Raw genomic sequence first — 24682 nt, 5'->3', positions numbered from 1 at the left:
CGTGCGGGGGAGCCGGGCCCGGCGCGGGTGCTGGCACGATGACGGCATGTCCCTGTCCTGGCTCCTCGGGGCGCTCACGCGCGCGGTCACGTACACCCGCTGGCTCCACCTGGTCGTGGGCGCCGTCGTCGGGCTGACGTGCGCGTCGATCATCGGCATCACGAACGCGACGGCGGCCGACTGGATCCTGATGTTCTTCGTCGTCCCGGTGCCGCTGGTGACGGCGGCCGCGCTGCTGCCCGCGATGCGCCGGGCCGAGGGCCTCCAGGCGCGCCTGATGCTGTTTCCGGGTGCCCACGCGCGCGTGGGCGCCGATCCGCACGAGGACGACGCCGCTTCCGGTGTCTCCGTGACGCCGTCGGCGTCGTGGCACGACCGGGCCCGCACCGCGCTATGGCTCCTGCTGCGCCTGGAGATGGGTGGCGCGGTCGCCATCGCGTCGGTCAACCTGATCAGCCAGACGCTGGCGCTGATCGGCGCGGCGGCGAACGACGCGCCGACGGATCCGCACAGCCCGCTGTTCTCCCTGGACGGACCCTGGTGGCTCAGCGCACTGCTCGTGCCTGTGCCGCTCATGGCGCTCTACGCCCTCGTCGTGGTGACCGGACTCCTGATGGCCGCGGCCGCCCGCCGCCTCCTCGGCCCCTCCCCCGCCCAGCGCCTCGCCGCCCTGGAGGAGCGCACCGAACAGCTCCTTGAGCGCAACCGCATCGCCCGCGAGCTGCACGACTCCCTCGGGCACGCGCTGACCGTCGCGGTCGTGCAGGCGGGCGCCGCGCGGGCCGCCGCCGACCCGGAGTTCACCGACCGCGCGCTGGAGGCCATCGAGGACACCGGCCGGCACGCCCTGGAGGATCTCGACCGGGTGCTGCGGGTCCTGCGTGAGGACGGGCAGCCCGCGCGGCAGCGGCCGACGCTCGCCGACGCCGGGCGCCTTCTGGACTCCGCGCGCACGTCGGGCGCGAAGGTCGACGCGGAGGTGACGGGCCCGGTGGACCGGCTGCCGGGGCCGGTGTCGCGCGAGGGCTACCGCATGCTCCAGGAGGCCCTCACCAACGTCCTGCGGCACGCGGGCGCGGTTCCGGTACGCGTCCAAGTCGCCGCCGACGACGGGCTGCTCACCCTCGACGTACGCAACGCACTGCCCGCGCCCACGGCACCGACGGGCCGCGGCGGCAGCGGCCTGCGCGGCATCCGGGAGCGCGCGACGCTCCTCGGCGGCCACGCGCACACGGGACCGCACGACGGCGACTGGCGGGTCCGCGTCGAACTGCCCCTGGTGTGAGGGCGTGCTCTACGAAGAGCGGCGCTTCGGCACTCGTGGCCTACGGAGAGAAACCGTGATCTACGCTGACCGGATGCCCGTGACCGTCCTTCTCGTCGACGACGAACCCCTCGTCCGCGCGGGCCTGCGCGCCGTCCTGGAGGCGCAGCCCGACATCGAGGTCGTCGGTGAGGCGGCCGACGGCGCCGCCGTGATCCCCCTGGTGCGGCAGTTGCGGCCCGACGTGGTCGCCATGGACGTCCGCATGCCGCTCCTCGACGGCATCGAGGCCACCCGCGCGGTGCTGCGCACGGTCGCAGACCCGCCCAAGATCGTCGTGATCACGACCTTCGAGAACGACGAGTACGTGTACGAGGCGCTGCGCGCGGGAGCCGACGGGTTCCTGCTGAAACGGGCCAGGCCCGCGGAGATCGTGCACGCCGTGCGCCTGGTGGCCGAGGGCGAGTCGCTGCTCTTCCCGGCGGCGGTGCGTGAACTGGCGGGCGCGCACGGCCGGCTGCGCGGCAATCCGGACGCCGTGGCGGCGCTGGAGCGGGCCGCGCTGACCGGCCGTGAGGAGGAGGTGCTGCGGCTCATGGCGCGCGGCCTGTCGAACGCGGAGATCGCCGCGCGCCTCGTCGTCGGCACCGAGACCGTGAAGTCGCACGTGAGCTCGCTGCTCGCGAAGCTCGGGGCGCGCGACCGGACCCAGGCCGTGATCACGGCGTACGAATCCGGTTTTGTCGCCCCGGGCTGAGCTTGTTCTTTATGGTTTGTGAGCTTTGAGTTGATGGTGGATGCGGTCCCAGGCCATTGCGCGGGCGGTGCCGTACCGGTCGGTGACCCGCGTGGTGGCCGCGTCGGGCTCGCCCCAGGTATCGGGCCTGGTGAAGCGGAACTCCTTTCCGTGCTTCGGTGGTCGCCCGCCCTGGAGATAGGCCGGGGCGTACTCCTTGAGCGAGGGTGTCGGCCGTCGCATGACACGGTCCGCACGCATCCGTCCCAGCACCTCGACGGGCAGGCCGGCAAGGAGGTAGGGCATGCACGGGGCGTCATTGCCAGCGTCGAAGACGACCAGGAGCTGGCACCACGATGTGCGGCCCGTCTCCAGGGCGGCGACGAAGGAGTACGGCCAGCCGGGAATGAACAGGTCGCTGGAGCGTCCCGAGCGTCCGTAGACGTGGCAGAACAGACGGTCCGGGCTCGTCGGCGCGTCGGGACGCAGCCAGTTGCTCACGTCGGCTGCGAGGACCAGCCGGTTGTCGGCGGCCTTGGGCTGCGGCAGCATCGCCAGCGCGCGGCGCAGCCCGGCCACATCGATACGCCCGCAGTTCAGCGCGTCGTACAACGCGCCGTGCCCACGCCGGTGCTCGGCCAGCAGCGTCAGATCGACCGGCGAGGTCACCGGCCCGTTCTCACACAGCATCGCGTCCGTGATCTCGAACAGGGTGTCACCGCGTGCGGTGAGGCACGCATAGAAGTCGTCCCGGAAGTGTGACGTGAAGTCGAACGCGTCCCGCCGGGCATCGTCGTGCAGCAAGCTCACCTCTACGGCCTTCGTATAAACGTGATTCCGTGGCGGAACGCATGGTCATGCGAGGGCCGTCAGCATGCCCGGCGAACTCCCCAACGGGTGGGGCGAAGGCCGACAGTGTGCATGGATCACATGAGCGAACTGCGTGCCGGTGACTCGGCCACGCAATGCACGAGGGGGAATCCGTTGGACTCGCGCTGCGTCATTCTCGATATCGGTGGAGTGCTGGAGTTCACTCCCAAGACGGGGTGGGTCGGACGCTGGGAACAGCTGCTCGGGTTGCCGACGGGTGATGTACACGAGCGGCTGGGAGAGGTCTGGCAGGCGGGCAGTGTCGGGGCGGTCAGCGAGCGAGAGGTGCACGATCGGGTGGCTGACCGCCTCCGTCTCGACGCCGCTGAGACGGAAGCCTTCATGGCTGACCTGTGGGCTGAGTATCTGGGAACGCCGAATGACGAGTTGATCGCATATGTGCGGGGCCTGCGGGCGCGTTGCAAGCTGGGCATCCTGAGCAACAGCTTTGTCGGGGCCCGGGAGCGGGAGGTAGCCGCGTACCACTTCGACGAACTGGTCGATCAGATCATCTACTCCCACGAGATCGGCGTCAGCAAGCCCGACCCGCGTGCCTTCGACACGACCTGTGCCCGGCTGGGAGTGCGCCCGCAGGGCTGCCTGTTCGTCGACGATGTCGCGGCAAACGTCGAGGCCGCCCAGGCAGTCGGCATGCAGGCCCACTTGTTCGAGGAGAACACGGGGACCATCGCGCGCATCGCGGACCATCTGAACAGGGCGGTTTCATGCTCCATCTGAACGCCACAGGCCCGGGCAGTCCCCCCCTCGGCCCTCATTCGCGGGCCCGTTTCTATAAGTTCCTGTACGAGAACTGATCACGAGAGCATTGATGTCCAGTCCGGCCTGGTCATCGTTCACCGTGTAACGGCAATCTGATGTTGGGCGGAGATGGCATTGTCAGCTCAGCAGGGCGGTGCTTGGCAGTGGCGCCCTTGCTGGCCATGCCGTTAAGACGCCAGCGACAGGCCCGCTGAACCACTGCGGTAGCACGGACCCTGTTATCCACACCTTCGACCAGTCCAATGAGACGGTCAACAACACAATTGGCTTCGCGGGATTCCTCTGAGTTCTCGCACAGCTAATCCGTAGTTAAGGGCGTTCCGAGGGAGCGAGTGGATCTCGGGATGTTCGAGTGCCGGATCGTGACGTCTAGGGCAGCCGGGCGGTAACGCCTCAACGTAGATCGATGCGCGGGCCGGTGCCTGGGGTGGTGGCATCGTGAGGTGTCTTTTAAAACGCGTGAGTGGAGGGCGCCTTGTGGTGTGACGGTGTATCACCTCGTTGTCTGGCGCTGCGGGGCTTGTGATGTTGTCAGAGGCCCCGGGGAACCACCCTCGGGGCCTCCGGAGAGCTGCTCGCTGTCGTCGAGCGCGTCGAGGCCTACCTCAACACGGTGCTCCCCGAACCGCGCCCCAGTGCGCGGGTGACGTGTGCGGAGCACTACGCCCTGATGAAGTGCGCCATGAAGCAGGAGTACGCCCGTATCGAGTTGGAGCGGGCCATCAGCATCGCGCAGCAGAAGGTCCGGTGCTTGCGCCGGAGCTGAACGCCAACCCTGCCAAGAGCGAAGCCGAAGCCGGCCAGGGGCAACGGCACTCGACGGCTACGCCTGCTCGGCGGCTCTGGGAAGCGGCGACGCGTGGAGCGGGTGGCGCCCAGGCTGATTCCGGGTCTCGCCGACAGGCGCTCCGCCACGCGCTTCGCGTCAGTCCTGCGTGGAAGTGGGCGGGGTTCGGCGCGGCCGGCCGCGGGGCGTGTCCTCGGGCCAGTGCACGGCGAGCCGTTCCAGGAAGCCGTCCGGGTCGGCGACCAGGGCCTTCAGGCAGGCGATGACGAAGGCCTGCGTTTCGCGGCCCCGGTCGCTCAGTTCCTGCTAGGCGTCCGCTTTGAGCGTGGCGGGCGCCCCGCACCACCAAACCCCCCGCCGAGCCAGCCGTCACCCGCGTGCCCGAGCACCCCGGCCACGGCAGCCTCGGCGACGCCGACAACTGGGGCGAGGACTACTACCTCCTGGTCGACGGCGAGCGCATCGGCGGCACCTACTGGCGCTCGGGCCGCGACATCAAGGACGGTGAGCGGTGGGCGTCCTACGGGCCCGCCGGCCTGCAGATGGGATTCCGCACCCGCGAGGGCGCTGAGCAGGCCCAGGTCGATGTCCACCTCGCGAACCAGTCGGCGCGCGCCGCCGACCGCGCCGCGGCCGACGCCTTCTCCGGCCAGCTGCGCGCCGGAGCCCGAGCCGGAGACGACCCTTGCCCCGGACGCCTACGACACGGCCCTCGCGAGGGCGGCGGAGGTCGGCTACCGGAACGCGGACGCCACCCCGGGTGACCGAGGGCCTGCAGAACGAGCGCTCCGTCCTGCGGGAGGCCGATGTTCCCGCCACGGAGCATGCGGCCGCCAAGCAGGCTGCCCTCGAAGCGCGCACCGCCGTCGGTGAGGCAATGACCGAACTCCAGCTGCTCACCGACGACCCGCGCATCCTTCAGCTCGCCGCCCGTGTCGTCGACGTCACCTTCTCAAACGACACGGCTGTTGCAGAAGTAGTGGTGGAGCGGAGCGCGGGTGCCGAGGGTGGTGTGGCGGCGCGCGAGTTCAGCCGTGGTCAACAGGTAGAACGACTGGGCGTCGAGGCCAGACTCCCTGGCCGGCCCACGGGCCCGCAGCCGCACCAGCCCCCTGACAGCGCTTCGCCCCGCGGCATCGCGGCGGGGCGAAGCAACCGGACCCGGATTGGCCAACAGCATCCTCAACGAATGGCCGGGCCCCGGTCGTTCACCCCGCGTCCGGCCGGGGCCGCAGGCCGAGCAGGACGTCCTGGACGAGATCGGCGCTGCGCCTGACTGCGTCGTCGCCGAAGCCCAGGAAGTGCCGGTAGTGGATCGGCGCGTAGAAGAGGTCGACCATCACGTCGGTGGGCACGTCGGAGCGCAGCTGCCCGGCGGCGACGGCGGAATCCAGGCGGGCCCGGCATTCCGCGATGCTGGGCTCGAGGATCGTTTCGCGGAACGCCTTCATCAGCGCGGGGTCGTTCTGGGCCTCGCCCATGACGCCCTTGAAGGCCTCGCTGATCCTGCCGGTGATCAGCCGCTGGCTCACCGCGGTGATCTGGGTCGTGAGGTCGGCGGCGATGTCACCGGTGTCGGGGAAGGCGAAGTCGTCGCCGAGTTCCCCGCTCATCGCCTCCAGCACCACCGCACCCTTGGAGCGCCACCAACGGTAGATCGTGGGCTTGCCCACGCCGGCCTGGGCGGCGATGGCCTCGATCGTCAACTTCGCGAAGCCCTTGCGGCTCACCAGGTCGAACGCCGCGTCGAGGATTGCCCGTCGGGCGCGTTCGCTGCGCCGTTCACTTTTCGGGTCGGGGGTCATGGGCCTCACTCTACCGCTCACGTGACGTTACGTTTCGTTTTGACAAGGCGCCCGGGGTGATCTAGCTTCCGGTGACGTTACGGAACGTTTCGTAACGCAGTCGTGCGGGGGCCGGTGCCGGTCCCCGCCGAGACAAGGGGAGAGGCATGTCCAGCAACGAGAGCGCGGCCACCGTGGGGCGCGTCGAGAAGATCGCGACCACGCCGGACTGGTACGCGCCGTACCGGATATCGCAGGCCGTCCGGGCCGGGGGCTTCGTGTACGTGTCAGGGCAGGCGGGCTTCGAGGAGGACGGGACGACCGTCGAGGGCGGGTTCCTGGCGCAGGGGCGGCAGGCGTTCAGGAACGTCGGACGGGTGCTGGAGGCGGCCGGTCTGGCCTTCACGGACGTGATCAAGGTCGGCATCTTCGTACGGGACATGACGACGAACCTCCCGCACGTGATCACGCTGCGCGGCGAGTTCCTGGCCGAGCCCTATCCCGCCGACACCCTCGTCGAGGTCGTCTCGCTGGCCCAGCCCGACTGGCAGATCGAGGTCGAGGTCATCGCGCTGGACCGGAGCGCCGCATGAGCGCCGGGGTCGTGACGGGACGGACGCGGGACGCGGAAATGCCGGAAGAGGGTGTGGGAATGCGGGAGTTGCTGGAGCCGTACCGGGCGGGGCGCCTTGAGCTGGCGAACCGGGTGGCGATGGCCCCGATGACGCGGGGCCGGGCCGACGACGTGACGGGGGTGCCGAGCCCGCACGCGGCGACGTACTACCGGCAGCGCGCCGGAGCCGGGCTGCTGATCACGGAGGGCGTTTACGTCAACGCGCTCGCCAAGGGCGGCCCCGGCATCCCGGGGCTGGTGACCGACGCGCAGGTGCGTGGCTGGCGAGAGGTGACGGACGCGGTGCACACCGAGGGCGGCACGGTCTTCGCCCAGCTGTGGCACGTGGGCCGGATGACCCACCCGCTGACGCTGCCGGACGGCGAGCTGCCGGTGGCCCCGTCGGCCGTCGCCATCGAGGGGAAGCAGATCTTCACCCGGGACGGGCTGCTCGACCACGTGACCCCCCGTGAGCTGACGGTCGGTGAAATCGCCCAGACAGTACGGGACTTCGCGTCCGCAGCCCGGCGTGCGATCGAGGCGGGCTTCGACGGCGTGGAGATCCACGGCGCGAACGGCTACCTCATCCAGCAGTTCATCGCCGACAACACCAACCTGCGCACGGACGAGTACGGCGGCTCGATCACCGGCCGTCTGCGGTTCGCGACGGAGGTCGTCGAGGCGGTCGTCGCCGAGGTCGGCGCGGACCGCGTGGGTCTGCGCATCTCGCCGGACAACGCCGAGAACCAGCTCGCCGAGGCCGACGCACGCACCACGTACCGTGCGCTGGTCGACGCACTGGACCCGCTGGGCCTGGCCTATCTGCACGTGCTGGAGAACGGCGCGTACGGAGCCATCGCGGACCTGCGGACGCGCTGGTCGGGAACGCTCGTCGCCAACACGAACGGCCCGGCGCCGAGCAGCCCCGGCGCGGGGGCGCGGCTGGTGCGGGACGGGCACGCGGACGTGGTCGCCCTCGGCCGCCTGTTCATGACGAACCCGGACCTGCCCGCCCGCCTCGCCAACGGCACCCCGCTCGCGGGGCCGCCGACGGAGAACCTGTACGGAGGAGGGGCGGAGGGGTACATCGACTACCCGGCCGCGACGGACACCCCCAAGGTCCCGGCAGTCGCATAAGTCGCCCGATGCCCGGACCGGCCCCCACAGGGATGCTGTGGGCCAATCCGGACCTGGTTGCTTCGCCCCGCCGCCATGCGGCGGGGCGAAGCGCTGTCAGAGGGCTGATGCGGGCCCGGGTGTCCCGTCTCATTAGATCTTGAAGAAGTGAGGCCGCTGACCTGCGAGGTGACAGGTTGAGTCGCGACTCACGGAGGGCGAGACAAGGCGTCCCGGAAGGGCTGCGGCCAGCGCCGAGTGCGCGTCTCATCGATCATGGCGGGGTGGTGCTTCCTGAGCTGGGAATCGCCAGGATGGTGAGACGCCTGCTTTCAGGGTTCGCACTCAAGGTGACAGTTTCCTGTGGCTGCGCGCCGCAGTTGGCCACTGCGGCGCTCGGCGTCGACTGAACCGCCGCCAGTCGGTTCCCGACCTCGCTCAACCGATGATGTGCTGGGGAACGGCCAGGTCCGGGTTGGCGGACAGACGGATCAAGGCCGACGGATCGTCCTTGGAGCAGGCGCCGGCGACCACGTCGATCAGCTGGTCGTAGTCCGGTCCGGTCTTGCCCTCGTAGGCCGCGGTCATGCGGCCCCACTCGTCCCAGTTCAGTGTCTCCCGCTTGCAGAGTGCGGCGAGGTCGCGGACGACGTTGCCGCTGATCTCATGCGGACCCCAGGCGTGATCGGTGCCGACCACCCCGAATGTGTGCGGATCGATCATGCTGCTTCGGTATTGGGCCCATGCCTCGCCGCCCGTGAGGAACTCGCCCGGAGCGAGGTCGTCTGGGCGAGTGACGAAGTCCTTGCCGAGGTGTTCGGTGTCGACGCGCACCCAGCGGCGCTGGTCATCGTCCCAGTACTCGGTGATCCAGTGGTCGAAGCCGCGCCCTTCCTGGAAGTAGGTGCCGAAACCACACCGGGCGCGGGAGGCGACACCTCGCGCCCGCAGGATCGCGCAGGCGATCGTGGCGAAGTGCCGGCAGGTGCCGATCACCCGCGTTTCGGGTGTTCGAGGCCGGTGCAGTGGAGCCGGATCCAGGGCAGTCAGCGCGGCAATCAGTTCGTTGACCGGCCGGATGTTTTTCTCTGCGATCCGGTCCTCGGGAATCCCTAACGCCGCGGCGTCTGTGGGCTGGATGACCAGTCCCTGAACGGCGGCGCAGATGCCGACGGGGTCGTCCGGCAGTCCCTCAATGAGCGGGAGTTGCGCCGCATCCAAAGTCGTAAAGGGGCCGGGCCGCGCGTAGTTGAGCACGTCATCGGTCACAGCTGAGCATCGTAAGGGCTGGGTCTGACACACCGGCCCAGCCGATCCCGGGCCCCGTGGCCATGAGGCGCTCAGCCACGTTTCCGGCCCAGGTCCGAGGGGAGTTGCTGGGGAGCGCGGAGCGCGATACCGAAGCGTTGTGCCGTCTCGGCCGGCAGCCGCGGGTGGTTTCGCCAGTGGGGTGAGGCGAACAGGCCGGTGAGAACGACGACGTCGGGATAGGTGACCAGTTCGATCCGGGCCTCGGAGGGAACCGACGTAAGCCAGCGCGGTGGAGGGGTGGGTTCCTCGGCGAGCGATCCGCTGATGTTGGCGGTTGGCTTGGAGAACCTCAGGCAGTCGCGTGAGTCTGTGCTGTTCGTCTCCGAGGAGCCATCGGCGGTGCCGGTGGCAGACGCCCTCATGGTGCGGTGTGCCGCGGATGACGAGACCGCGGACGTGGCGGCGGGCCATGCAGGGGCGACTCGTTCGTCGCCGCTCTGGAAACCGGCCGCACCTCTTGGTGCCAACTGCTGGACGCGGTCCGCCTCGGCCCGGACGACGACGTCGCCGAGGTCACCGCGGCCCAGGTCCGCCGCGTCGTGGCCGACCTGATCGAGGGCGGCCAGTGGGAGCCGGGGGATCCGGACGTCCTGGTCGTCTTCGACGCCGGATACGAAGCCCCGCGCATGGCCTATCTCCTCGACGGCCTGCCCGTCGAGGTGCTGGGACGGATGCGTGCGGACTGTGTCATGCGACGGCCGACACCCTCGCTCAAGGCGTACGCCCTGGCCTATCCCCAGGGCGGGCGACCGCCGAAGCACGGCAAGGAGTTCCGCTTCGCCAAGCCCGAGACCTGGGGCGAGCCCGACGCGGAGACGGCGCAGGCCACCGACCGTTACGGCACCGCCCAGACCATGGCCTGGGACCGCATCCGCCCGAGGCTCACCACCCGCTCGGCCTGGACCCGGCCGAAGCTCCGCACCCCTGAGGCCGCCGACCGGTGGACGTGGTTCGTGATCGCCGCCCACACCCAGCTCCGGCTGACTCGCGAGGCCGCCGCCGACCTCCGGCGCCCCTGGGAGAAGCCGGCCGAGCCCGCCCGCCTCACCCCCGCGAGGGTCCGCCGGGGGTTTCCGAACCTCCGCCCATCACGACGTGGGCAAATCGACCAGACGACCCGAGAGCATCACCGAACGTAATCGGCTGAACGCTCGCAAAGGTTAAATAACAAGCCGAGAGCCTGTCTTTGAACCCCCGCCTGCACCCCGACGCCCGGCACGCACGCGGGCCGGGTCCGGGCGGCCTGATCGGCACTCGCCCCGGTCGGCGCCTTCCGAGTACCCTTCGCCCATCATGCGCATGGGACGGAAGGACGGACGTTGGGGCGGCTGACCGGCGGGGATCCTTCTCTGCTGCGGCGGATCAACTCCGCGGTGGTGCTGCACGCGCTGCGTGCGGCGGATTTCGCGACACTCACGGAGATCACCCGGGTGACGGGGCTTTCCCGGCCCACCGTCGAGGGCGTGGTGGAGGGGCTCAGCGAGGCCGGGCTCGTGGTGGAGACGGACGCGGACGAGGGCGGTGCCCGCCGGCAGGGACGGCCGGCGCGGAAGTTCCGGTTCCGGGCGGAGGCGGGGCATCTGCTCGGTCTGGAGATCGGTCCGCACCGCGTCGCCGCCGTCCTCGCCGACCTCGACGGCAAGATCATCGGAACCGCCGCGAAGAACGTGTCCGAGACGGCGCCCGCGGACGAACGCCTCGACCGGCTGCGCGGTGCCGTCGCCGATCTGCTGCGCCGCGCGGCCGTCTCCCGGGGCTCGCTGCGCGCCGTCGGCGTCGGCAGCCCCGGCATCGTGGAGGCCGACGGCTCGGTGCGGCTCGGCACGGCGCTGCCCGGCTGGACGGGCCTGCAGCTCGGCGAGCGGCTGCGGCGGTCCTTCAAGTGCCCGGTCCTGGTGGAGAACGACGCCAACGCGGCGGCGGTCGCCGAGCACTGGAAGGGCGCGGCGACGGAGTCCGACGACGTGGTGTTCGTCCTCGCCGGCCTGAGCCCCGGTGCCGGTTCGCTGATCGGCGGGCGGCTGCACCGCGGGTACGGCGGGGCGGCGGGCGAGATCGGCGCGCTGCACCTGCTGGGCCGCGAGGTGACGCCGGAGGACGCTCCTTTCGACCACGGACGAGCCGCTGCATCCGCTGGACGAGCAGGCGGTGGCGGAGGTCTTCGCGCACGCGCGCGAGGGCGACGAGCGGGCGCTGGCGGCGGTCGACCGGTTCATACGCCGTCTCGTGCACGACGTGGGGGCGCTGGTCCTCGCGCTCGACCCGGAGCTGGTCGTGGTGGGCGGCTGGGCGGCGGGGCTCGACGGCGTCCTGGAGCCGCTCCGGCGCGAGCTGGCCCGCTACTGCCTCAGGCCGCCGCGGGTGACCCTGTCGATGCTCGGTGAGGCCGCGGTGGCCACGGGCGCGCTGCGGCTCGCCCTCGACCACGTGGAGGAGGAGCTGTTCGCGGTGGAGGGCACGGTGACGGCACGGCAGTAGGCCGCGAACGCCCGGCAGGCTCCATCCGCGAACGCCCGGCAGGCTCCGGGAAGTCCCGTGCAGGACTTCCCGGAGCTTCGTAGGACCTCAGGATTCGCAGGACCTCAGGAAGCGCGCTGCTCCGGCCCGTGGTGGATCTCGACCGAGCCCTGGTCGCCGAAGGTGAGGCGGCAGGTGTCCGCGCGGTACGTGGCCATGGAGAGCGCCGCCGTGCGGCCGTCGGCGAGGAAGCGGGTGGTGACGACCAGGACGGGCGCGCCGGGCAGGCGGTCCAGGGCCTTGGCGTCGTCCGCGCGGGCGGAGCCGAGCTCGACGGCGCGGTCCTGTCCTTCGAGGTCGAGGCGGCCGAGCTCGCGCAGCACGGCACGCGCGCGGGCGGGGCCGGCGGGCGCGTCGATCGCGGAGAGGTCGGGGACCGAGGCCGCCGGGACGTACAGCAGTTCCGCGGCGACGGGCTGGCCGTTCGAGACGCGCGTGCGGCGCACCGTGTGCACCGGCTCGTCCGGGTCGACGCCGAGGGTGCGGGCCACGTCGGCGGGCGCCTTCGCGAGCTCGCTGTCCGCGGGCTGCCAGGCGTCACCGGCCGCGCCGGGCCAGCTGCCCTGGGCGGAGCCGACGGCCACGCCCACGCGCGGCGGCGCGACGGTCGTGCCGACGCCGCGGCGGCGCTGCAGCCGTCCCTCCAGCTCGAGCTGTTCCAGTGCCTGGCGGAGCGTCGCGCGGGCGACGCCGAACCGGGCGGCGAGGTCGCGCTCGTTGGGCAGGATCTCGCCCACGGCGAACTCGGAGTCCAGTGCTTCGCTGAGCACGGTCTTGAGATGCCAGTACTTCGGCTCCGGCACCGATTCCAGCTGCGTGGTCCCCACCCTGTCCTCCGCAATCGCCGTGCGCAGGCGGCTTTTTCGCGCCTTGTTTATTAAAGGTTCCTGCACTATCTCAGCGACCATAGAGCCGCGCCCACCCTTGGTCAAGACCAATCCTGTGTCCGTTACAGCCCGCACTGAAGTGATGCCACAGAGCATTCACGCGCTGTTCGCGCGTGGTCGACACCGGGCGCGCCGACGTGACGCAATCCGATACGTCCAGCGGGCGCGCGGGCACGGCAAGGCCCCCGCCCAGTGCACGGGCGGGGGCCGGGTGGCCTGATCGGTGGCCTAGTCGGCGAGCCCCACGAGCTTGTCCGGATTCCGCACGATGAACACGCGCTGGACGCGTCCGTCGGCGACCTCGAGCTGGATGATGCTGTCGGGCTTGCCGTCGACGAGGACGAGGACGGACTCGGCTCCGTTCAGCTCCAGGACGCGGAACTCGACGTCGGCCGCGCCCGGCACGCCCTTGCGCGCCGCGCCGATGACGAAGCGGCCCACCTTGTCGGCCGACTCCAGGACCCGCAGCGGCGCCCTGGCCTTGCCCCCGCTGTCGCCGACGAGGTGGACGTCCGGCGCGAGCAGGGACATCAGGCCGTCGAGGTCGCCGTCCGTGGCGGCGGCGAGGAAGCGTTCGGTGAGGTCGCGGCGCTGGGCCGGGTCGACCTCGTAGCGGGGCCTGCGCTCCTCCACGTGCTTGCGGGCCCGGCCGGCGAGCTGGCGCACCGCGGCCTCGCTGCGGTCGAGCGTGGCCGCGATCTCCCCGAACGGGAATCCGAAGGCCTCCCGCAGCACGAACACCGCGCGCTCCAGCGGCGACAGGGACTCCAGGACCACGAGCACGGCGAGCGACACGGAGTCGGCGAGGACGGCCTGCTCGGCGGTGTCGGGCACGGTCGGCCCGAAGTCGGTGACCAGCGGCTCGGGCAGCCAGGGGCCCACGTACGACTCGCGGCGGGACTGGGCCTGGCGCAGCCGGTCGATGGCGAGGCGGGTGGTGATCCGCACCAAGTAGGCGCGCGGTTCGCGCACTTCCCCGCGCTCGTCCGCGGACCAGCGCAGCCAGGCGTCCTGAACGACGTCCTCCGCGTCGGCCACACGCCCGAGCATGCGGTAGGCGACGCCCATCAGGACGGGCCGGTGCTCTTCGAAGACGTCGGTCGCGGTGTCGGTAGCCACCTCACCATCCCAGCCGACGGATCTGCCCGTGTCCACCCGCGCCGGGCAACCGGACGAGGATCACACCGGCCCGGCCGCGAGCGCGGGTCCGGTGCTCGCGGCAAGTCTGTGCCGGGTGCTCGCCGCAAGTCTGTGCCGTCGCCCTCTTGAACTCGTCGCTACTGGGCGGTAATTGTTCCTGACAGGATGTCTAAGTCAGGAGCAGTCATGCCCGCACAGGTGGCAGAGGTCGCAGAGGTGTCGTTCGGCGTCGAGTCGCCCCGTGGCCCGCGCACGGTGACCGTCTCCTACGAACGCACGGGCACCGGCGACCCGCTGCTCCTGCTGCACGGCATCGGCCACCACCGCCAGGCCTGGGACCCCGTCATCGGCATCCTCGCCGCCGAGCGCGACGTGATCGCCGTGGACCTGCCCGGCTTCGGCGCCTCCCCGGCCCTGCCGGACGGCCTGGCGTACGACCTGACGACGGTCGTGCCCGCGCTGCACGCCCTGTGCGAGGCCCTGGGGGTCGACCGGCCGCACGTGGCGGGCAACTCGCTGGGCGGCCTGCTGGCCCTCGAACTCGGCCGGGAGAAGCTCGTACGGTCCGTCACCGCGCTGTCCCCGGCCGGGTTCTGGAACGAGGCGGAGCGGCGGTACGCGTTCACGACGCTCCTGGCGATGCGGCGGATGGCGCGGCTCATGCCGTTGCCGATGATCGAGCGGCTCTCGCGGAGCGCGGTCGGCCGGACGGCACTCACGAGCACCATCTACGCCCGCCCCGGCCACCGTTCGCCGGAGGCGGTGGTCGCGGAGACGCTCGCGCTGCGCGAGGCCACCGGGTTCCACGAGACGCTCGTGGCCGGGCAGAACGTGCTCTTCCGCGACGACGTGCCGGAGCTGCCGGTCACCGTCGCCTGGGGCACCCGTGACCGGCTGCTGCTGCGCCGCCAGGGCGTCCGCGCGAAGCACGCGATCCCCGGGGCGCGGCTCGTGCGGCTGCCCGGCTGCGGGCACGTGCCGATGCACGACGACCCCGCGCTCGTCGCGCGCGTCATCCTGGACACGAGCCGCTGACCTCACCAGCCCGGCGCCGCGCGCCGGTTCAGGAGTTGGACCACGCGCGCGTGCTGAGCACGAGTCGGTAGCCGTCGGGGTCCTGCACGGTGACGCCCCACTCGTTCCAGTACGGGTTGGGCGACTGCACCCGCTTGCCGCCGTGCTCTTCCAGGCGGTCGACCAGGTCCTGCGGAATTTCGCCGTCTACGTAGATGACGAGCAGATCCTCCTCGGTGGGCCTGGGCTCTACGGGGGCGGCGGATTCATGGACGAGTTCGAGGTGCCAGGAGGCGTCCGGCCAGCCGACCATGAGGAGCGCGTGCTCTCCGGGGCCGCCGCCCTCGTCGTGGCGGTACAGGACGCCGAGGCCGAGGCCGCCGACCCAGAAGCGCTCGGCGGCGGCGAGGTCACGGGAGGGGCGGGCGATGCGGATGTGGCTCTGACCGTTCACGGGCACGGGGTCCTCCTTGACTGCAGCACGCCCTGTCGCGCACCGGGCTGCCACTCTAGACATCGGCCGATCTTGAAAACATCGGCCATCGGTCCTCCTGCGCGCGGCCCGCGACGTAGGACCTCGGCCCTAGGTGCCCCCGTAGGACCTCGGCCCCAGGTGCCCCGCGCCCGCGCGGCAGTTCCCCCGCGCCCCGGGGCAGTTGTTCACTTGTGGTTCGCGTGAGCGCCGTGACGCGGCAGTACACGTGGCACTGCACATCGCGGGTACACGTGGCATCGCGAACCCGAACACGTGGCACCGCACACCGACCGACCGGCCGTCCCTGGAGGCGTCTTCATGTCACACCGTCCGTCGAGCCCCTCCCCGCGCCGCCGGAGCCTGCTGCGCGGTTCGCTCGCCGTGCCCGCGGCGCTCGCCGTGCCCACGCTGTCCGGTGCGGCCCCGGCGCTCGCCCTCAGGGGGCGCCCGAGCGCCGACTGGGGTGTGCAGGCCGGTGACGTGGGCGCCCACTCGGGCCTGGTGTGGGTCCGCTCCGACCGGCCCGCCCGCATGATCGTGGAGACGTCCGCCACGGAGTCGTTCCGCCGGGCCACCCGCCGGCACGGCCCGCTGCTCGGCCCCGGTACCGATTTCACGGGGACGACGCGGCTGCGCGGGCTGCCCTCGGGCGAGCAGATCCACTACCGCGTGCTGCTCGCCGACCCGGACGACCCGCGCCGCACGGGGCGGCCCGTCACCGGTACGTTCCGCACGGCGTCCCGCAGACGCCGCGACGGCGTCCGCTTCCTGTGGTCGGGGGACATCGCGGGCCAGGGCTGGGGCATCAACCCGGAGCTCGGCGGCTGGCGGGTGTACGAGGAGATGCGCGGCCGCAACCCGGACTTCTTCCTGTGCAGCGGCGACAACATCTACGCCGACGGCCCCATCCAGCCGAGCGTGACGCTGCCCGACGGCCGTGTCTGGAAGAACATCACCACACCGGAGAAGTCGAAGGTCGCCGAGACCCTCACGGAATTCCGCGGCAACTTCCGCTACAACCTGCTCGACGAGAACGTACGCCGCTTCAACGCGCAGGTGCCGTCCATCGTGCAGTGGGACGACCACGAGGTGCGCAACAACTGGTACCCGGGGCAGATCCTGGACGACCCCCGGTACACGGAGAAGGACGTCGACGTCCTCGCGGGGCGGTCGCTGCGGGCGTTCAGCGAGTACTACCCCATCTCCACGCAGCGCCCCGGCGACCGCGAAGGGCGGGTGTACCGGGTGCTGCGGCAGGGGCCGCTCCTGGACGTCTTCGTGCTCGACATGCGGACGTACCGCAACGCCAACTCGCCGGGCCGGCAGCCCGAGGACGCCATCGGCATCCTGGGCGCCGAGCAGCTCGCCTGGCTGAAGCGGGAGTTGTCGCGGTCCCGCGCGGTGTGGAAGGTGATCGCGTCCGACATGCCGCTGGGCCTGGTGGTGGCCGACGGCCGTACGAACTTCGAGGCCGTCGCGCAGGGCGACCCGGGCGCGCCGCTCGGCCGCGAGCTGCAGATCGCCGAGCTGCTGCGGCACATCAAACACCGCCGGATCACCGGCACGGTGTGGCTGACCGCCGATGTGCACTACACCTCGGCGCAGCACTACGACCCGGCGCGAGCCGCCTTCAAGGACTTCGCGCCATTCTGGGAGTTCGTGTCGGGGCCGCTTGCCGCGGGTGGTTTCCCGGCCGTGAAACTGGATGGAACCTTCGGCCCGGACCAGACGTTCGTCAAGGCGCCGGACCGTCCCAATACGTCGCCGGCGGAGACACCGCCCTACTACGGAGAGGTGGACATCGACGGCGACAGCGGCGAGTTGACGGTGCGACTGCGGCAGCAGGGCGGAGGCGTGCTCTTCACCAAGGTGCTGCAGCCGGGACGCGTGGGCCAGTGACGGCCGGCGCGGGTGCGGGCCGGCCGTCGGGCCCGCCGGCACCCGCGTGGACCGTTGCGGGCGTACGGGGGACAGCGACGGGCAACCAGGGTGAGCAAAGAGTAATGAAACGGACAGAACCGCTCTTAACCCATCAGTCACAAACCGTTCGTGATCACGCAACACCCTTCGGTCACAGTGACTGCATGAGTGCTGACATGTCTGATCTGACGCGCAAGAAGCACGGCAGGCCGGCCCACCACTGGCGCCGGGATGTCGTCGAACTCGCCGCGCTGTTCACGGCCGTGGCCGTGGCCGACGCCGTGGCGAACCTCGTGGGGCACGGCCCGGACGGGCCCGAGCTCCTCCTCGTCTCGGCCGTGATCCTGGTGGCCACGGCCGGGTTCCACACATGGTGGGCACGGCGCCACACGCATGCGCCGCCGGGCGGCGAGGGGTCCGATACGGGCACCCGGCCGTCCCGGAGCGAGGACGAGGCCGGGCACCCCGCGGGACACCGCGCCGGAGCGGCCGCAGAAGCCGCGCCGGAGCCGGTTTCCGATGCGGCCGTCGACCCGCAGGTCGTCGACCCCCAGGGCGCGCCGACGACGCTGTGGCGCATGCGGACGACCGTGCGCGACCAGCCGGGCTCGCTCGCCGCGCTGTGCACGGCGCTGGCGCACGACCGCGTCGACATCCTGAGCCTGCAGACCCATCCGCTGGCCGACGGCACGGTCGACGAGTTCCTGCTGCGGGCCCCGGCCACGCTGCCCACGGCGCACCTCACGCGCACGGTCTCGCGGGCGGGCGGCTCCGGCACCTGGATCGAGCGGGCCGACGCGCACGACCTGGTGGACGCGCCCACGCGCATCCTCGGCCTGGCCACCCGCACGGCCCTGGACGCGGCGGAACTGCCGCTGGCGCTCCGCCAGTTGCTGGGCCGCTGCACCATCCGCTCACTGCCCGCCACGCCGGGGCGCACGGAGCACACGAGTACGGGGCGCGCGAGCACCGGACCCACGAGCTCCGGGCGCACGAGCGAGGAGCCGGTGCCCGTCGAGGGCGCGCTGGAAGGGACCGTGCTGCGGCTGCGGGCCCCCGAAGGCGGTGTGATCACGGTCGAGCGGCCCTATCTCCCGTTCACCCCCACGGAGTTCGCCCGCGCGCGGGCGCTCGTGGAACTCGACGCCCGGCTCGGCCCGCGCATCCCGCGCGGAAAGGACGTGCTGTCACTTCCCAAGGGCAGCGACATCACGGTCAGCCGCGCCGACACGGGCGACCTCCGGGCCGCCAAGGCCATGCACGACCGCTGCTCGAAGCGCACCCTGGGCATGCGGTACCACGGCCCCGTGCACGACGCCGACCGCTACCTCAACCACCTCCTGAGCCCGCGCTTCGGCCGCACGCTCGCCGCCCGCACGGCCTCCGGCCGCGTCGTCGGCCTCGGCCATCTGCTGTGGGACGGCGACGAGACGGAGATCGCGCTGCTCGTCGAGGACGAGTGGCAGCGCCGCGGCATCGGCGGCGAACTGCTCGGCCGCCTGGTCACGATGGCGATCGAGGCGGGCTGCGAGAGCGTGTACGCGGTCACCCAGTCGTCCAACACCGGCATGGTCGCCGCGATGCGCGGACTGAACCTGCCCCTCGACTTCCAGATCGAGGAGGGCACGCTGGTCATCACCGCCCGCCTCGACGCCACGCCGGTGCGGTCCCAACTGCCGTATGACAGCCGCCAGTAGCGCCGACGCCTGCGTTCCCCCGCCGCCCCGCACGCAGGGAACGCAGGCGCCGCCGCCGTCAAGCCCCGGTGCCGCCCGGCCCGGCCAGGTACGACGCCGCCATGTCCTTGTCGCCGTGGCCGGCCTCGGCCGCACGCCGGAACCGGTCCAGTCCGGCGGCGGCGACGTCGGCGGCGACGCCCGCCTCGTCCGCGGCGGCCACGACGAGTTCGGCGTCCTTCACCGAGTTGCTCACGGAGAAGCTGGTCGCGTAGTCGTCCGCGAGCATCGCGGCGGTCTTGGCCCGGAAGTACGCGCTGTCCAAGGGGCCGCCCGCGACCGCCTCGACGACCAGCGCCGGGTCCAGTCCGAAGCCCCTGGCCATGGCGAGGCTCTCGGCGGCACCGTGCGTGAGGGTGAACACATAGCTGTTCAGGGCGAGTTTGAGGCGACTCGCGGCGCCCGGCTCGTCGGAGACCCAGAGGGTGCGGCCGCCGATCGCGCCGAACACCAGCCGCGCCGACTCCGTGTGCTCCCCCGCCGCACGCGGGCCCGACGCCAGGACCACCAACTGGCCGTTCTCGGCGGGCTGCTTGGTGCCCAGTACGGGAGCGTCGTACAGAACGAGCCCGTGCTCGTCCGCGAACCGCGCCAGCTCGTCGGTCGCGTCCCCGCCGACCGTACTCAACTGCACCCACACCGCGCCCTCGGCGAGCCCGGGCGCCGCCGCCTCCATGGCCTCGCGCACGGCCGGTCCGTCCTTGAGGACGGTCACGACCACATCGGCACCCGCGACCGCCTCGGCCGGTGTGCCGCACACCTCTATGCCCTCGAACGCGGCGAGGGGCTCGGCCTTCGCGCGGGTCCTGTTCCAGACGCGCACATTGAAGTGCTCGCGCAGGTGGCGCGCCACGGGTGCGCCGATGATCCCGGTGCCGAGTACGGCGACCTTCTTCTCCGCCATGTGCGATCTCCTCCATGAGACGAATTTTCTTGACCGATCATTCTGTTATCGACGGGTGCTGATGCACCCGGAAAGCGGCGCACGGAAACCGCTCCGGACGACCGGGCCGGGTGTCGGTCCCGCCAGACCTGAGCAGACGTCGGCCCCGCCGGGCCCCGGGCGGGCGTCAGCCCACGAGCGCGAGCGCCGCGTCCGCCGCGTCCCGGACGCGCGCCTCCCCGCCGGACACCTTTCCGACCACCCGCATCCCCTGCAGCAGCACGAGCAGCATGCGGGCGAGGGCCCGCGGGTCGCGGTCCTCGGGGATCTCGCCCTGGGTCCGGGCGCGGGTGAGCGCGGAGTGGAGCAGGGTCTCGATCTGCTCCCAGTTCAGCTCGACCCTGCGGTCGGCCGCGGGGTCGTGCGGGGCCAGCTCGGCCGCCGTGTTGGTGACGAAGCAGCCCGCGAGCCGGGTGTCCCGCTCCGATGACTCGGCGGCGAACCGGTGCAGCACGGCACGGATGCCCGGCAACGCCGGGCCGGGCCGGGACAGTTCGTCGACCAGCAGCGGCCGGCGCAGTTCCGTGTAGCGGTCCACCGCCTTCAGGTACAGCTCGCGCTTGTTGCCGAAGGTCGCGTAGACGCTGGCGCGGCCGATGCCCAGGTGCTCGACGAGGTCGGCCATGGACGTCGCCTCGTACCCACGGCTCCAGAACAGTTCGAGCGCGGCCGTGAGCGCGGCGTCGGGATCGAATTCCTTGGTCCTGGCCATGACGCAGACGCTAACCCCAACTGGAACGATCAGTCAATTAAGGATCTGCCAGAGCCTCCACCAAGGGTCGGGCCGTGGCCTCCGTACCCGGCGCCGCGACGACGTGGCAGTGACGCGCACCCCTGTCTCGTATCAGGATGTCCGCATGTCAGACACGAAGATCACCCCCACGGACGCGGGCCCGGGCCCGCTGCCCCGCCAGGTCGCCGACGCGTACGTCGACGAGCTCATCGCCCTGGACCCCGTCACCGGCACCTTCCTCGGCGTCAAGGAGAGCCACAGCAAGCTTCCCGACCTCTCGCCCGCGGGCCTGGACGCCCTCGCGGAGCTCGCGCGGACGACCCTGACACGGCTCGACGAGGCGGAGGCGCGGCCGGGCGCCGACACCGACGCGGAGCGGCGCTGCGCGCGGCTGCTGCGCGAGCGGCTCACGGCGGAGCTGGCCGTGCACGACGCCGACGAGGGCCTGCGCGCCGTCGGCAATCTGCACACGGCCCCGCACGCGGTCCGCGAGATCTTGACGGTGACGCCGGCCGAGACGGAGGCGGACTGGGCGGCGATCGCCGAGCGGCTGCGGGCGGTGCCCGCCGCGTACGAGGGCTACCGCGCCTCGCTCGAACTCGGCCTGGAGCGCAAGCTGTTCGGGCCACCGCGGCCGACGGCCACGTTCATCGAGCAGCTCACGCAGTGGGCGGGGCCCGAGGGCGGTCCCGGCTGGTTCGAGGAGTTCGCGGCGGACGGCCCGCAGGCGCTGCGGTCCGAGCTGGACGCGGCGGCGAAGGCGGCGACCGGCGCGGTGGTGGCGCTGCGCGACTGGATGCGGGACGTGTACGCGCCCGCCGTCGAGGGCGCGCCGGACGTGGTGGGACGCGAGCGGTACGCCCGTCTCTCGCGGTACTTCAACGGCACCGACCTGGACCTCGACGAGGCGTACGCGTACGGCTGGGCCGAGTACCACCGGCTGCTCGGCGAGATGCGCGCCGAGGCGGAGAAGATCCTGCCGGGCGCGGCCACGCCGTGGGAGGCGCTGGCGCATGTCGACGAGCACGGCACGCACATCGAGGGCGTCGAAGAGGTCCGGCAGTGGCTGCAGGACCTCATGGACGAGGCCATCGAGGCGCTGGACGGCACGCACTTCGAACTCGCCGAGCGGGTGCGGAAGGTGGAGTCCCGGATCGCTCCGCCCGGCGGTGCGGCCGCCCCGTACTACACCATGCCCTCCGAGGACTTCTCACGGCCCGGCAGGACCTGGCTGCCCACCATGGGCGAGACCCGTTTCCCGGTGTACGACCTGGTGTCCACCTGGTACCACGAGGGCGTGCCCGGTCACCATCTGCAGCTCGCGCAGTGGGCGCACGTCGCGGAGAACCTGTCCCGCTACCAGGCGACCGTCGGCCTCGTCAGCGCCAACGCGGAGGGCTGGGCGCTGTACGCGGAGCGCCTGATGGACGAGCTGGGCTTCCTCAGCGACCCCGAGCGGCGGCTCGGCTACCTCGACGCGCAGATGATGCGCGCGCTGCGGGTCATCGTCGACATCGGCATGCACCTGGAGCTGGAGATCCCGGCGGACTCGCCGTTCCGCCCCGGCGAGCGGTGGACTCCCGGCCTGGCGCAGGAGTTCTACGGCGCGCACTGCAGCCGGCCCGCGGACTTCGTGGAGAGCGAGATGACCCGCTACCTCACGATCCCCGGCCAGGCCATCGGCTACAAGCTCGGCGAGCGCGCCTGGCTGCTGGGCCGCGAGAACGCGCGGCGGCGGCACGGGGACGCCTTCGACGCGAAGGCGTGGCACATGGCGGCGCTGTCGCAGGGGTCGCTGGGGCTCGACGACTTGGTGGACGAGTTGTCGGCGCTCTGAGGTGAACGGGTGAACGGGCGGCGGCCGACCGGCGGTCGCCGCCCTCCCCGCGTCCGCCCCTGTGCGGCGTCAGCGACTCTGCCCCTGTGCCGCGTCAGCGCCGGCAGCCGCCCTCCGAGTCGATGACCTGGCCCGTGATCCACTCGGCCTCGTCCGTCGCGAGCCAGGCGATGAGGCGGGCCGGGTCGTCGGGCATGCCCCACCGTCCGGCCGGGAAGAGGGCGGCGATCTCCTCGTAGGCGTCGCCCGTCATGTAGTCCGTGTCCACGGGGCCCGGGTTGACCGTGTTCACCGTGACGGCGAGGTCGGCGAGCCCCGTCGCGAGCGAGCGGGTCACCGAGGCGAGGGCGCCCTTCTGCAGGGCGTACGCCAGCTCGTCCGGCATGCCGCCCGCGATGTCCTGGCCGGACGTCATCATGGTGACGCGTCCGCCGGGTGTGCGCGGCGGCAGCTTGGCGCGCAGCCTCGCGTACGCCTGCACGAGCAGGATCACGGAGCGGGTGTCGACGGTCCAGTGGGCGTCGAGCATGGCGGCGTCGATCTCGTCGAGGGTGCCGTCCCGGCCGCTGCGGGCGTGGTTGGCGACGAGGATGTCGAGGCGCCCGCCGAGCGCTTCGGCGGCAGCGGCGACGAGTTCGGCGGGCGCGTCGGCGTCGGAGAGGTCGGCGGGGCCGTGCTCGACGCGGGCGTCCGGGTCGGCCAGCGCCTCGCGCACGGAGGCGGCGACGTCCTCGGGCCGGTCGGCGCCCCAGGGCATCTCGGCGTCGTGCGGCACGTGGTGATGCAGATAGACGCTCGCCCCGTACGCGGCGAGGCGGCGGGCGACGGCGTGGCCGATGCCCCCGCGGCGACTCGCGCCGGTGACGAGGGCGGTGCGCCCCCGCAACGGCAGCGGATCGCGGCGGAGTTCGGCGGCGGTGGGCTGGGGAAGTCGGGGCATGACAGCTCATGATGCGGGCTCACGGCTCGCGGCGCACGGGATTAACCGGGGGCGTGTCACCTTCAGGCAGAGCCCGTCCTCCGCGCCGGCTCAGCAGCCGCAGTCCGCCGCCCCTTCGGGGGCCGTCAGCGGGTCGACGGCGCGGCGGCCGGGCCCCTCCCACGTCTCGTACGCGAAGCCCTCACGGGCCCAGTACTCGAAGCCGCCGAGCATCTCCTTGACCTGGAAGCCCAGTTGGGCCAGGGCGAGGGCCGCGCGGGTCGCGCCGTTGCAGCCGGGGCCCCAGCAGTAGGTGACGACCGGGACCGCCTTGTCGAGGAGCTGCTCGGCCTGGAGCGGGATGAGCGCGGTGGGCAGGTGCACGGCACCGGGGATGTGCCCCTGGTCCCAGGACTCGGTGGAGCGGGAGTCGAGGACGACGAAGCCAGGGTCGCCGTCGGCGGCGAGCGCGGCGGCGACGTCGGACACGTCCGCGTGGAAGGCGAGGCTCGCGGCGAAGTGGGCGGCGGCCGCGGCGGGGGCGGCCGGGGGGACGCGGAGGACGGGGTTCGCGGAGTTCACGGCGTTTGCGGCGTTCGCAGCACTCGCAGCACTCGCAGCACTCGCAGCACTCGCAGCATTTGTCGCGTTTGCAGCGTTCGGGCCAGTCTGCGAAATCGTGGACGTCGAAGTCGTGGCGTTCATGGCTGAAAATCTATGGGCGCGGGCCTCGGTCCTGAAGAGGCGATTCCCGGTCCACCTCTTGATCAGCCGGGGTTTTCCCTGTTTCCTCTCGGACATGACCGCTTATTCCACGGACGCCACCGACTGGCGCATCCTCGACGTCCTCCAGCGGCAGGGCCGCGCCAGCTACGCCGAGCTGGCGCGCGCCGTCTCCATGTCCGCGAGCGCCGTCACCGAGCGGGTGCGGCGCCTGGAGGAAGCCGGGGTCATCCAGAGGTACGCGGCCGTGGTCGACCCGGAGCGGCTCGGCCTGCCGGTGCTCGCCTTCGTACGGCTCCGCTATCCGAACGGCAACTACAAGCCGTTCCACGATCTGGTCGAGGCGACCCCGGAGATCCTGGAGGCGCACCATGTCACCGGCGACGACTGCTTCGTCATCAAGGTCGCCGCGCGCTCGATGCGGCACCTGGAGGAGGTCTCCGGCAAGATCGGCGCCCTCGGCTCGGTGACGACGAGCGTCGTCTACTCGTCACCGCTGACGGGGCGCCCGCTGGCGCAGTGAGACCGGTCGCCGGGCGGTCAGCCGGCGTCCGCGCCGGGAAGTCGGGCGCCCGCG

At 71.7% G+C, this 24682-nt stretch carries 21 protein-coding genes and 3 pseudogenes; 14 read left to right on the top strand and 10 right to left on the bottom strand.

Features of this window, described 5'->3' with window-relative positions; all coding sequences use genetic code 11:
• Window positions 1–46 precede the first annotated feature (46 nt).
• On the top strand, window positions 47–1285 hold the full coding sequence (locus AC0KTA_RS33270) for a sensor histidine kinase (protein ID WP_481051898.1): 1239 nt from the start codon (window positions 47–49) through the stop codon (window positions 1283–1285).
• A 73-nt stretch (window positions 1286–1358) separates the two neighbouring features.
• Window positions 1359–2021: a response regulator gene (locus AC0KTA_RS33265; protein WP_016639509.1), complete on the top strand. Its 663-nt coding sequence runs from the start codon at window positions 1359–1361 to the stop codon at window positions 2019–2021.
• Between the two features lie 27 nt (window positions 2022–2048).
• Here AC0KTA_RS33265 and AC0KTA_RS33260 read toward each other — a convergent pair.
• A pseudogene (locus AC0KTA_RS33260) lies at window positions 2049–2804 on the bottom strand (transposase); the annotation flags it as partial.
• A gap of 180 nt (window positions 2805–2984) precedes the next feature.
• Between AC0KTA_RS33260 and AC0KTA_RS33255 the strand changes: the two are divergent.
• The 3 genes from AC0KTA_RS33255 to AC0KTA_RS33245 all read left to right on the top strand — a co-directional run bounded on the left by AC0KTA_RS33255 (window position 2985) and on the right by AC0KTA_RS33245 (window position 5201).
• Window positions 2985–3608 (top strand): HAD family hydrolase, encoded by a 624-nt coding sequence (locus AC0KTA_RS33255; RefSeq protein ID WP_481056650.1) that lies wholly within the window; start codon window positions 2985–2987, stop codon window positions 3606–3608.
• A gap of 655 nt (window positions 3609–4263) precedes the next feature.
• On the top strand, window positions 4264–4416 hold the full coding sequence (locus AC0KTA_RS33250; protein WP_481051897.1) for a hypothetical protein: 153 nt from the start codon (window positions 4264–4266) through the stop codon (window positions 4414–4416).
• Window positions 4417–4814: 398 nt separating this feature from the next.
• Window positions 4815–5201, top strand: a complete 387-nt coding sequence (locus AC0KTA_RS33245) for a hypothetical protein (RefSeq protein WP_481051896.1) — start codon at window positions 4815–4817, stop codon at window positions 5199–5201.
• A gap of 444 nt (window positions 5202–5645) precedes the next feature.
• Here AC0KTA_RS33245 and AC0KTA_RS33240 read toward each other — a convergent pair whose 3' ends face one another.
• Entirely contained in the window at window positions 5646–6242 is a 597-nt protein-coding gene (locus AC0KTA_RS33240; protein ID WP_481051895.1) for a TetR/AcrR family transcriptional regulator, read from the bottom strand.
• A gap of 146 nt (window positions 6243–6388) precedes the next feature.
• Here AC0KTA_RS33240 and AC0KTA_RS33235 point away from each other — a divergent pair, with 146 nt between their 5' ends.
• Window positions 6389–6814, top strand: coding sequence for a RidA family protein (locus AC0KTA_RS33235; protein ID WP_481051894.1), 426 nt, complete (start codon window positions 6389–6391; stop codon window positions 6812–6814).
• On the top strand, window positions 6811–7971 hold the full coding sequence (locus tag AC0KTA_RS33230; RefSeq protein WP_481051893.1) for an alkene reductase: 1161 nt from the start codon (window positions 6811–6813) through the stop codon (window positions 7969–7971). The genes AC0KTA_RS33235 and AC0KTA_RS33230 overlap by 4 nt, the downstream gene beginning before the upstream one ends.
• A 417-nt stretch (window positions 7972–8388) precedes the next feature.
• Here the strand turns inward: AC0KTA_RS33230 and AC0KTA_RS33225 are convergent, their stop codons facing one another.
• The gene (locus AC0KTA_RS33225) at window positions 8389–9219 is read right to left on the bottom strand and encodes a transglutaminase-like domain-containing protein (RefSeq protein WP_481051892.1); all 831 of its coding nucleotides are present in this window, start codon (window positions 9217–9219) and stop codon (window positions 8389–8391) included.
• A gap of 464 nt (window positions 9220–9683) precedes the next feature.
• Here AC0KTA_RS33225 and AC0KTA_RS33220 point away from each other — a divergent pair.
• Window positions 9684–10425 (top strand): annotated as a pseudogene (locus AC0KTA_RS33220) (transposase); the annotation flags it as partial.
• A gap of 155 nt (window positions 10426–10580) precedes the next feature.
• Window positions 10581–11739, top strand: a pseudogene (locus AC0KTA_RS33215) (ROK family transcriptional regulator).
• 104 nt (window positions 11740–11843) lie between these two features.
• On the opposite strand, the gene AC0KTA_RS33210 reads toward AC0KTA_RS33215, so the two are convergent.
• Window positions 11844–12605 (bottom strand): GntR family transcriptional regulator, encoded by a 762-nt coding sequence (locus AC0KTA_RS33210; RefSeq protein WP_481056649.1) that lies wholly within the window; start codon window positions 12603–12605, stop codon window positions 11844–11846.
• 288 nt (window positions 12606–12893) lie between these two features.
• Window positions 12894–13784: an RNA polymerase sigma factor SigJ gene (sigJ, locus tag AC0KTA_RS33205; protein ID WP_481051891.1), complete on the bottom strand. Its 891-nt coding sequence runs from the start codon at window positions 13782–13784 to the stop codon at window positions 12894–12896.
• A gap of 207 nt (window positions 13785–13991) precedes the next feature.
• Between sigJ and AC0KTA_RS33200 the strand changes: the two genes are divergently transcribed.
• The gene (locus AC0KTA_RS33200) at window positions 13992–14840 is read left to right on the top strand and encodes an alpha/beta fold hydrolase (protein WP_481051890.1); all 849 of its coding nucleotides are present in this window, start codon (window positions 13992–13994) and stop codon (window positions 14838–14840) included.
• Between the two features lie 28 nt (window positions 14841–14868).
• On the opposite strand, the gene AC0KTA_RS33195 is transcribed toward AC0KTA_RS33200, so the two are convergent.
• Window positions 14869–15279 (bottom strand): VOC family protein, encoded by a 411-nt coding sequence (locus AC0KTA_RS33195; protein ID WP_481051889.1) that lies wholly within the window; start codon window positions 15277–15279, stop codon window positions 14869–14871.
• A gap of 333 nt (window positions 15280–15612) precedes the next feature.
• Here AC0KTA_RS33195 and AC0KTA_RS33190 point away from each other — a divergent pair, with 333 nt between their 5' ends.
• Together AC0KTA_RS33190 and AC0KTA_RS33185 are read left to right on the top strand one after the other, a co-directional pair.
• The gene (locus AC0KTA_RS33190) at window positions 15613–17193 is read left to right on the top strand and encodes an alkaline phosphatase D family protein (protein WP_481051888.1); all 1581 of its coding nucleotides are present in this window, start codon (window positions 15613–15615) and stop codon (window positions 17191–17193) included.
• 185 nt (window positions 17194–17378) lie between these two features.
• Window positions 17379–18911: a GNAT family N-acetyltransferase gene (locus AC0KTA_RS33185; protein WP_481051887.1), complete on the top strand. Its 1533-nt coding sequence runs from the start codon at window positions 17379–17381 to the stop codon at window positions 18909–18911.
• Between the two features lie 58 nt (window positions 18912–18969).
• On the opposite strand, the gene AC0KTA_RS33180 is transcribed toward AC0KTA_RS33185, so the two are convergent.
• On the bottom strand, window positions 18970–19854 hold the full coding sequence (locus AC0KTA_RS33180) for an NAD(P)-dependent oxidoreductase (protein WP_481051886.1): 885 nt from the start codon (window positions 19852–19854) through the stop codon (window positions 18970–18972).
• A 166-nt stretch (window positions 19855–20020) separates the two neighbouring features.
• Complete coding sequence (locus tag AC0KTA_RS33175) at window positions 20021–20605, bottom strand: TetR/AcrR family transcriptional regulator (RefSeq protein WP_481051885.1); 585 nt, start codon at window positions 20603–20605, stop codon at window positions 20021–20023.
• Window positions 20606–20750: 145 nt separating this feature from the next.
• Between AC0KTA_RS33175 and AC0KTA_RS33170 the strand changes: the two genes are divergently transcribed.
• Window positions 20751–22463, top strand: a complete 1713-nt coding sequence (locus AC0KTA_RS33170) for a DUF885 domain-containing protein (protein WP_481051884.1) — start codon at window positions 20751–20753, stop codon at window positions 22461–22463.
• Between the two features lie 94 nt (window positions 22464–22557).
• On the opposite strand, the gene AC0KTA_RS33165 is transcribed toward AC0KTA_RS33170, so the two are convergent.
• Together AC0KTA_RS33165 and AC0KTA_RS33160 are read right to left on the bottom strand one after the other, a co-directional pair.
• On the bottom strand, window positions 22558–23403 hold the full coding sequence (locus tag AC0KTA_RS33165) for an SDR family oxidoreductase (RefSeq protein WP_481051883.1): 846 nt from the start codon (window positions 23401–23403) through the stop codon (window positions 22558–22560).
• A 90-nt stretch (window positions 23404–23493) separates the two neighbouring features.
• On the bottom strand, window positions 23494–23964 hold the full coding sequence (locus AC0KTA_RS33160; protein WP_481051882.1) for a rhodanese-like domain-containing protein: 471 nt from the start codon (window positions 23962–23964) through the stop codon (window positions 23494–23496).
• 217 nt (window positions 23965–24181) lie between these two features.
• Here AC0KTA_RS33160 and AC0KTA_RS33155 point away from each other — a divergent pair, with 217 nt between their 5' ends.
• Window positions 24182–24628 (top strand): Lrp/AsnC family transcriptional regulator, encoded by a 447-nt coding sequence (locus tag AC0KTA_RS33155; RefSeq protein ID WP_481051881.1) that lies wholly within the window; start codon window positions 24182–24184, stop codon window positions 24626–24628.
• The last annotated feature ends 54 nt before the right edge of the window (window positions 24629–24682 follow it).

The organism is Streptomyces sp. Y309 (assembly GCF_056712025.1).
This window is presented reverse-complemented; position numbering and strand designations above follow the sequence as displayed.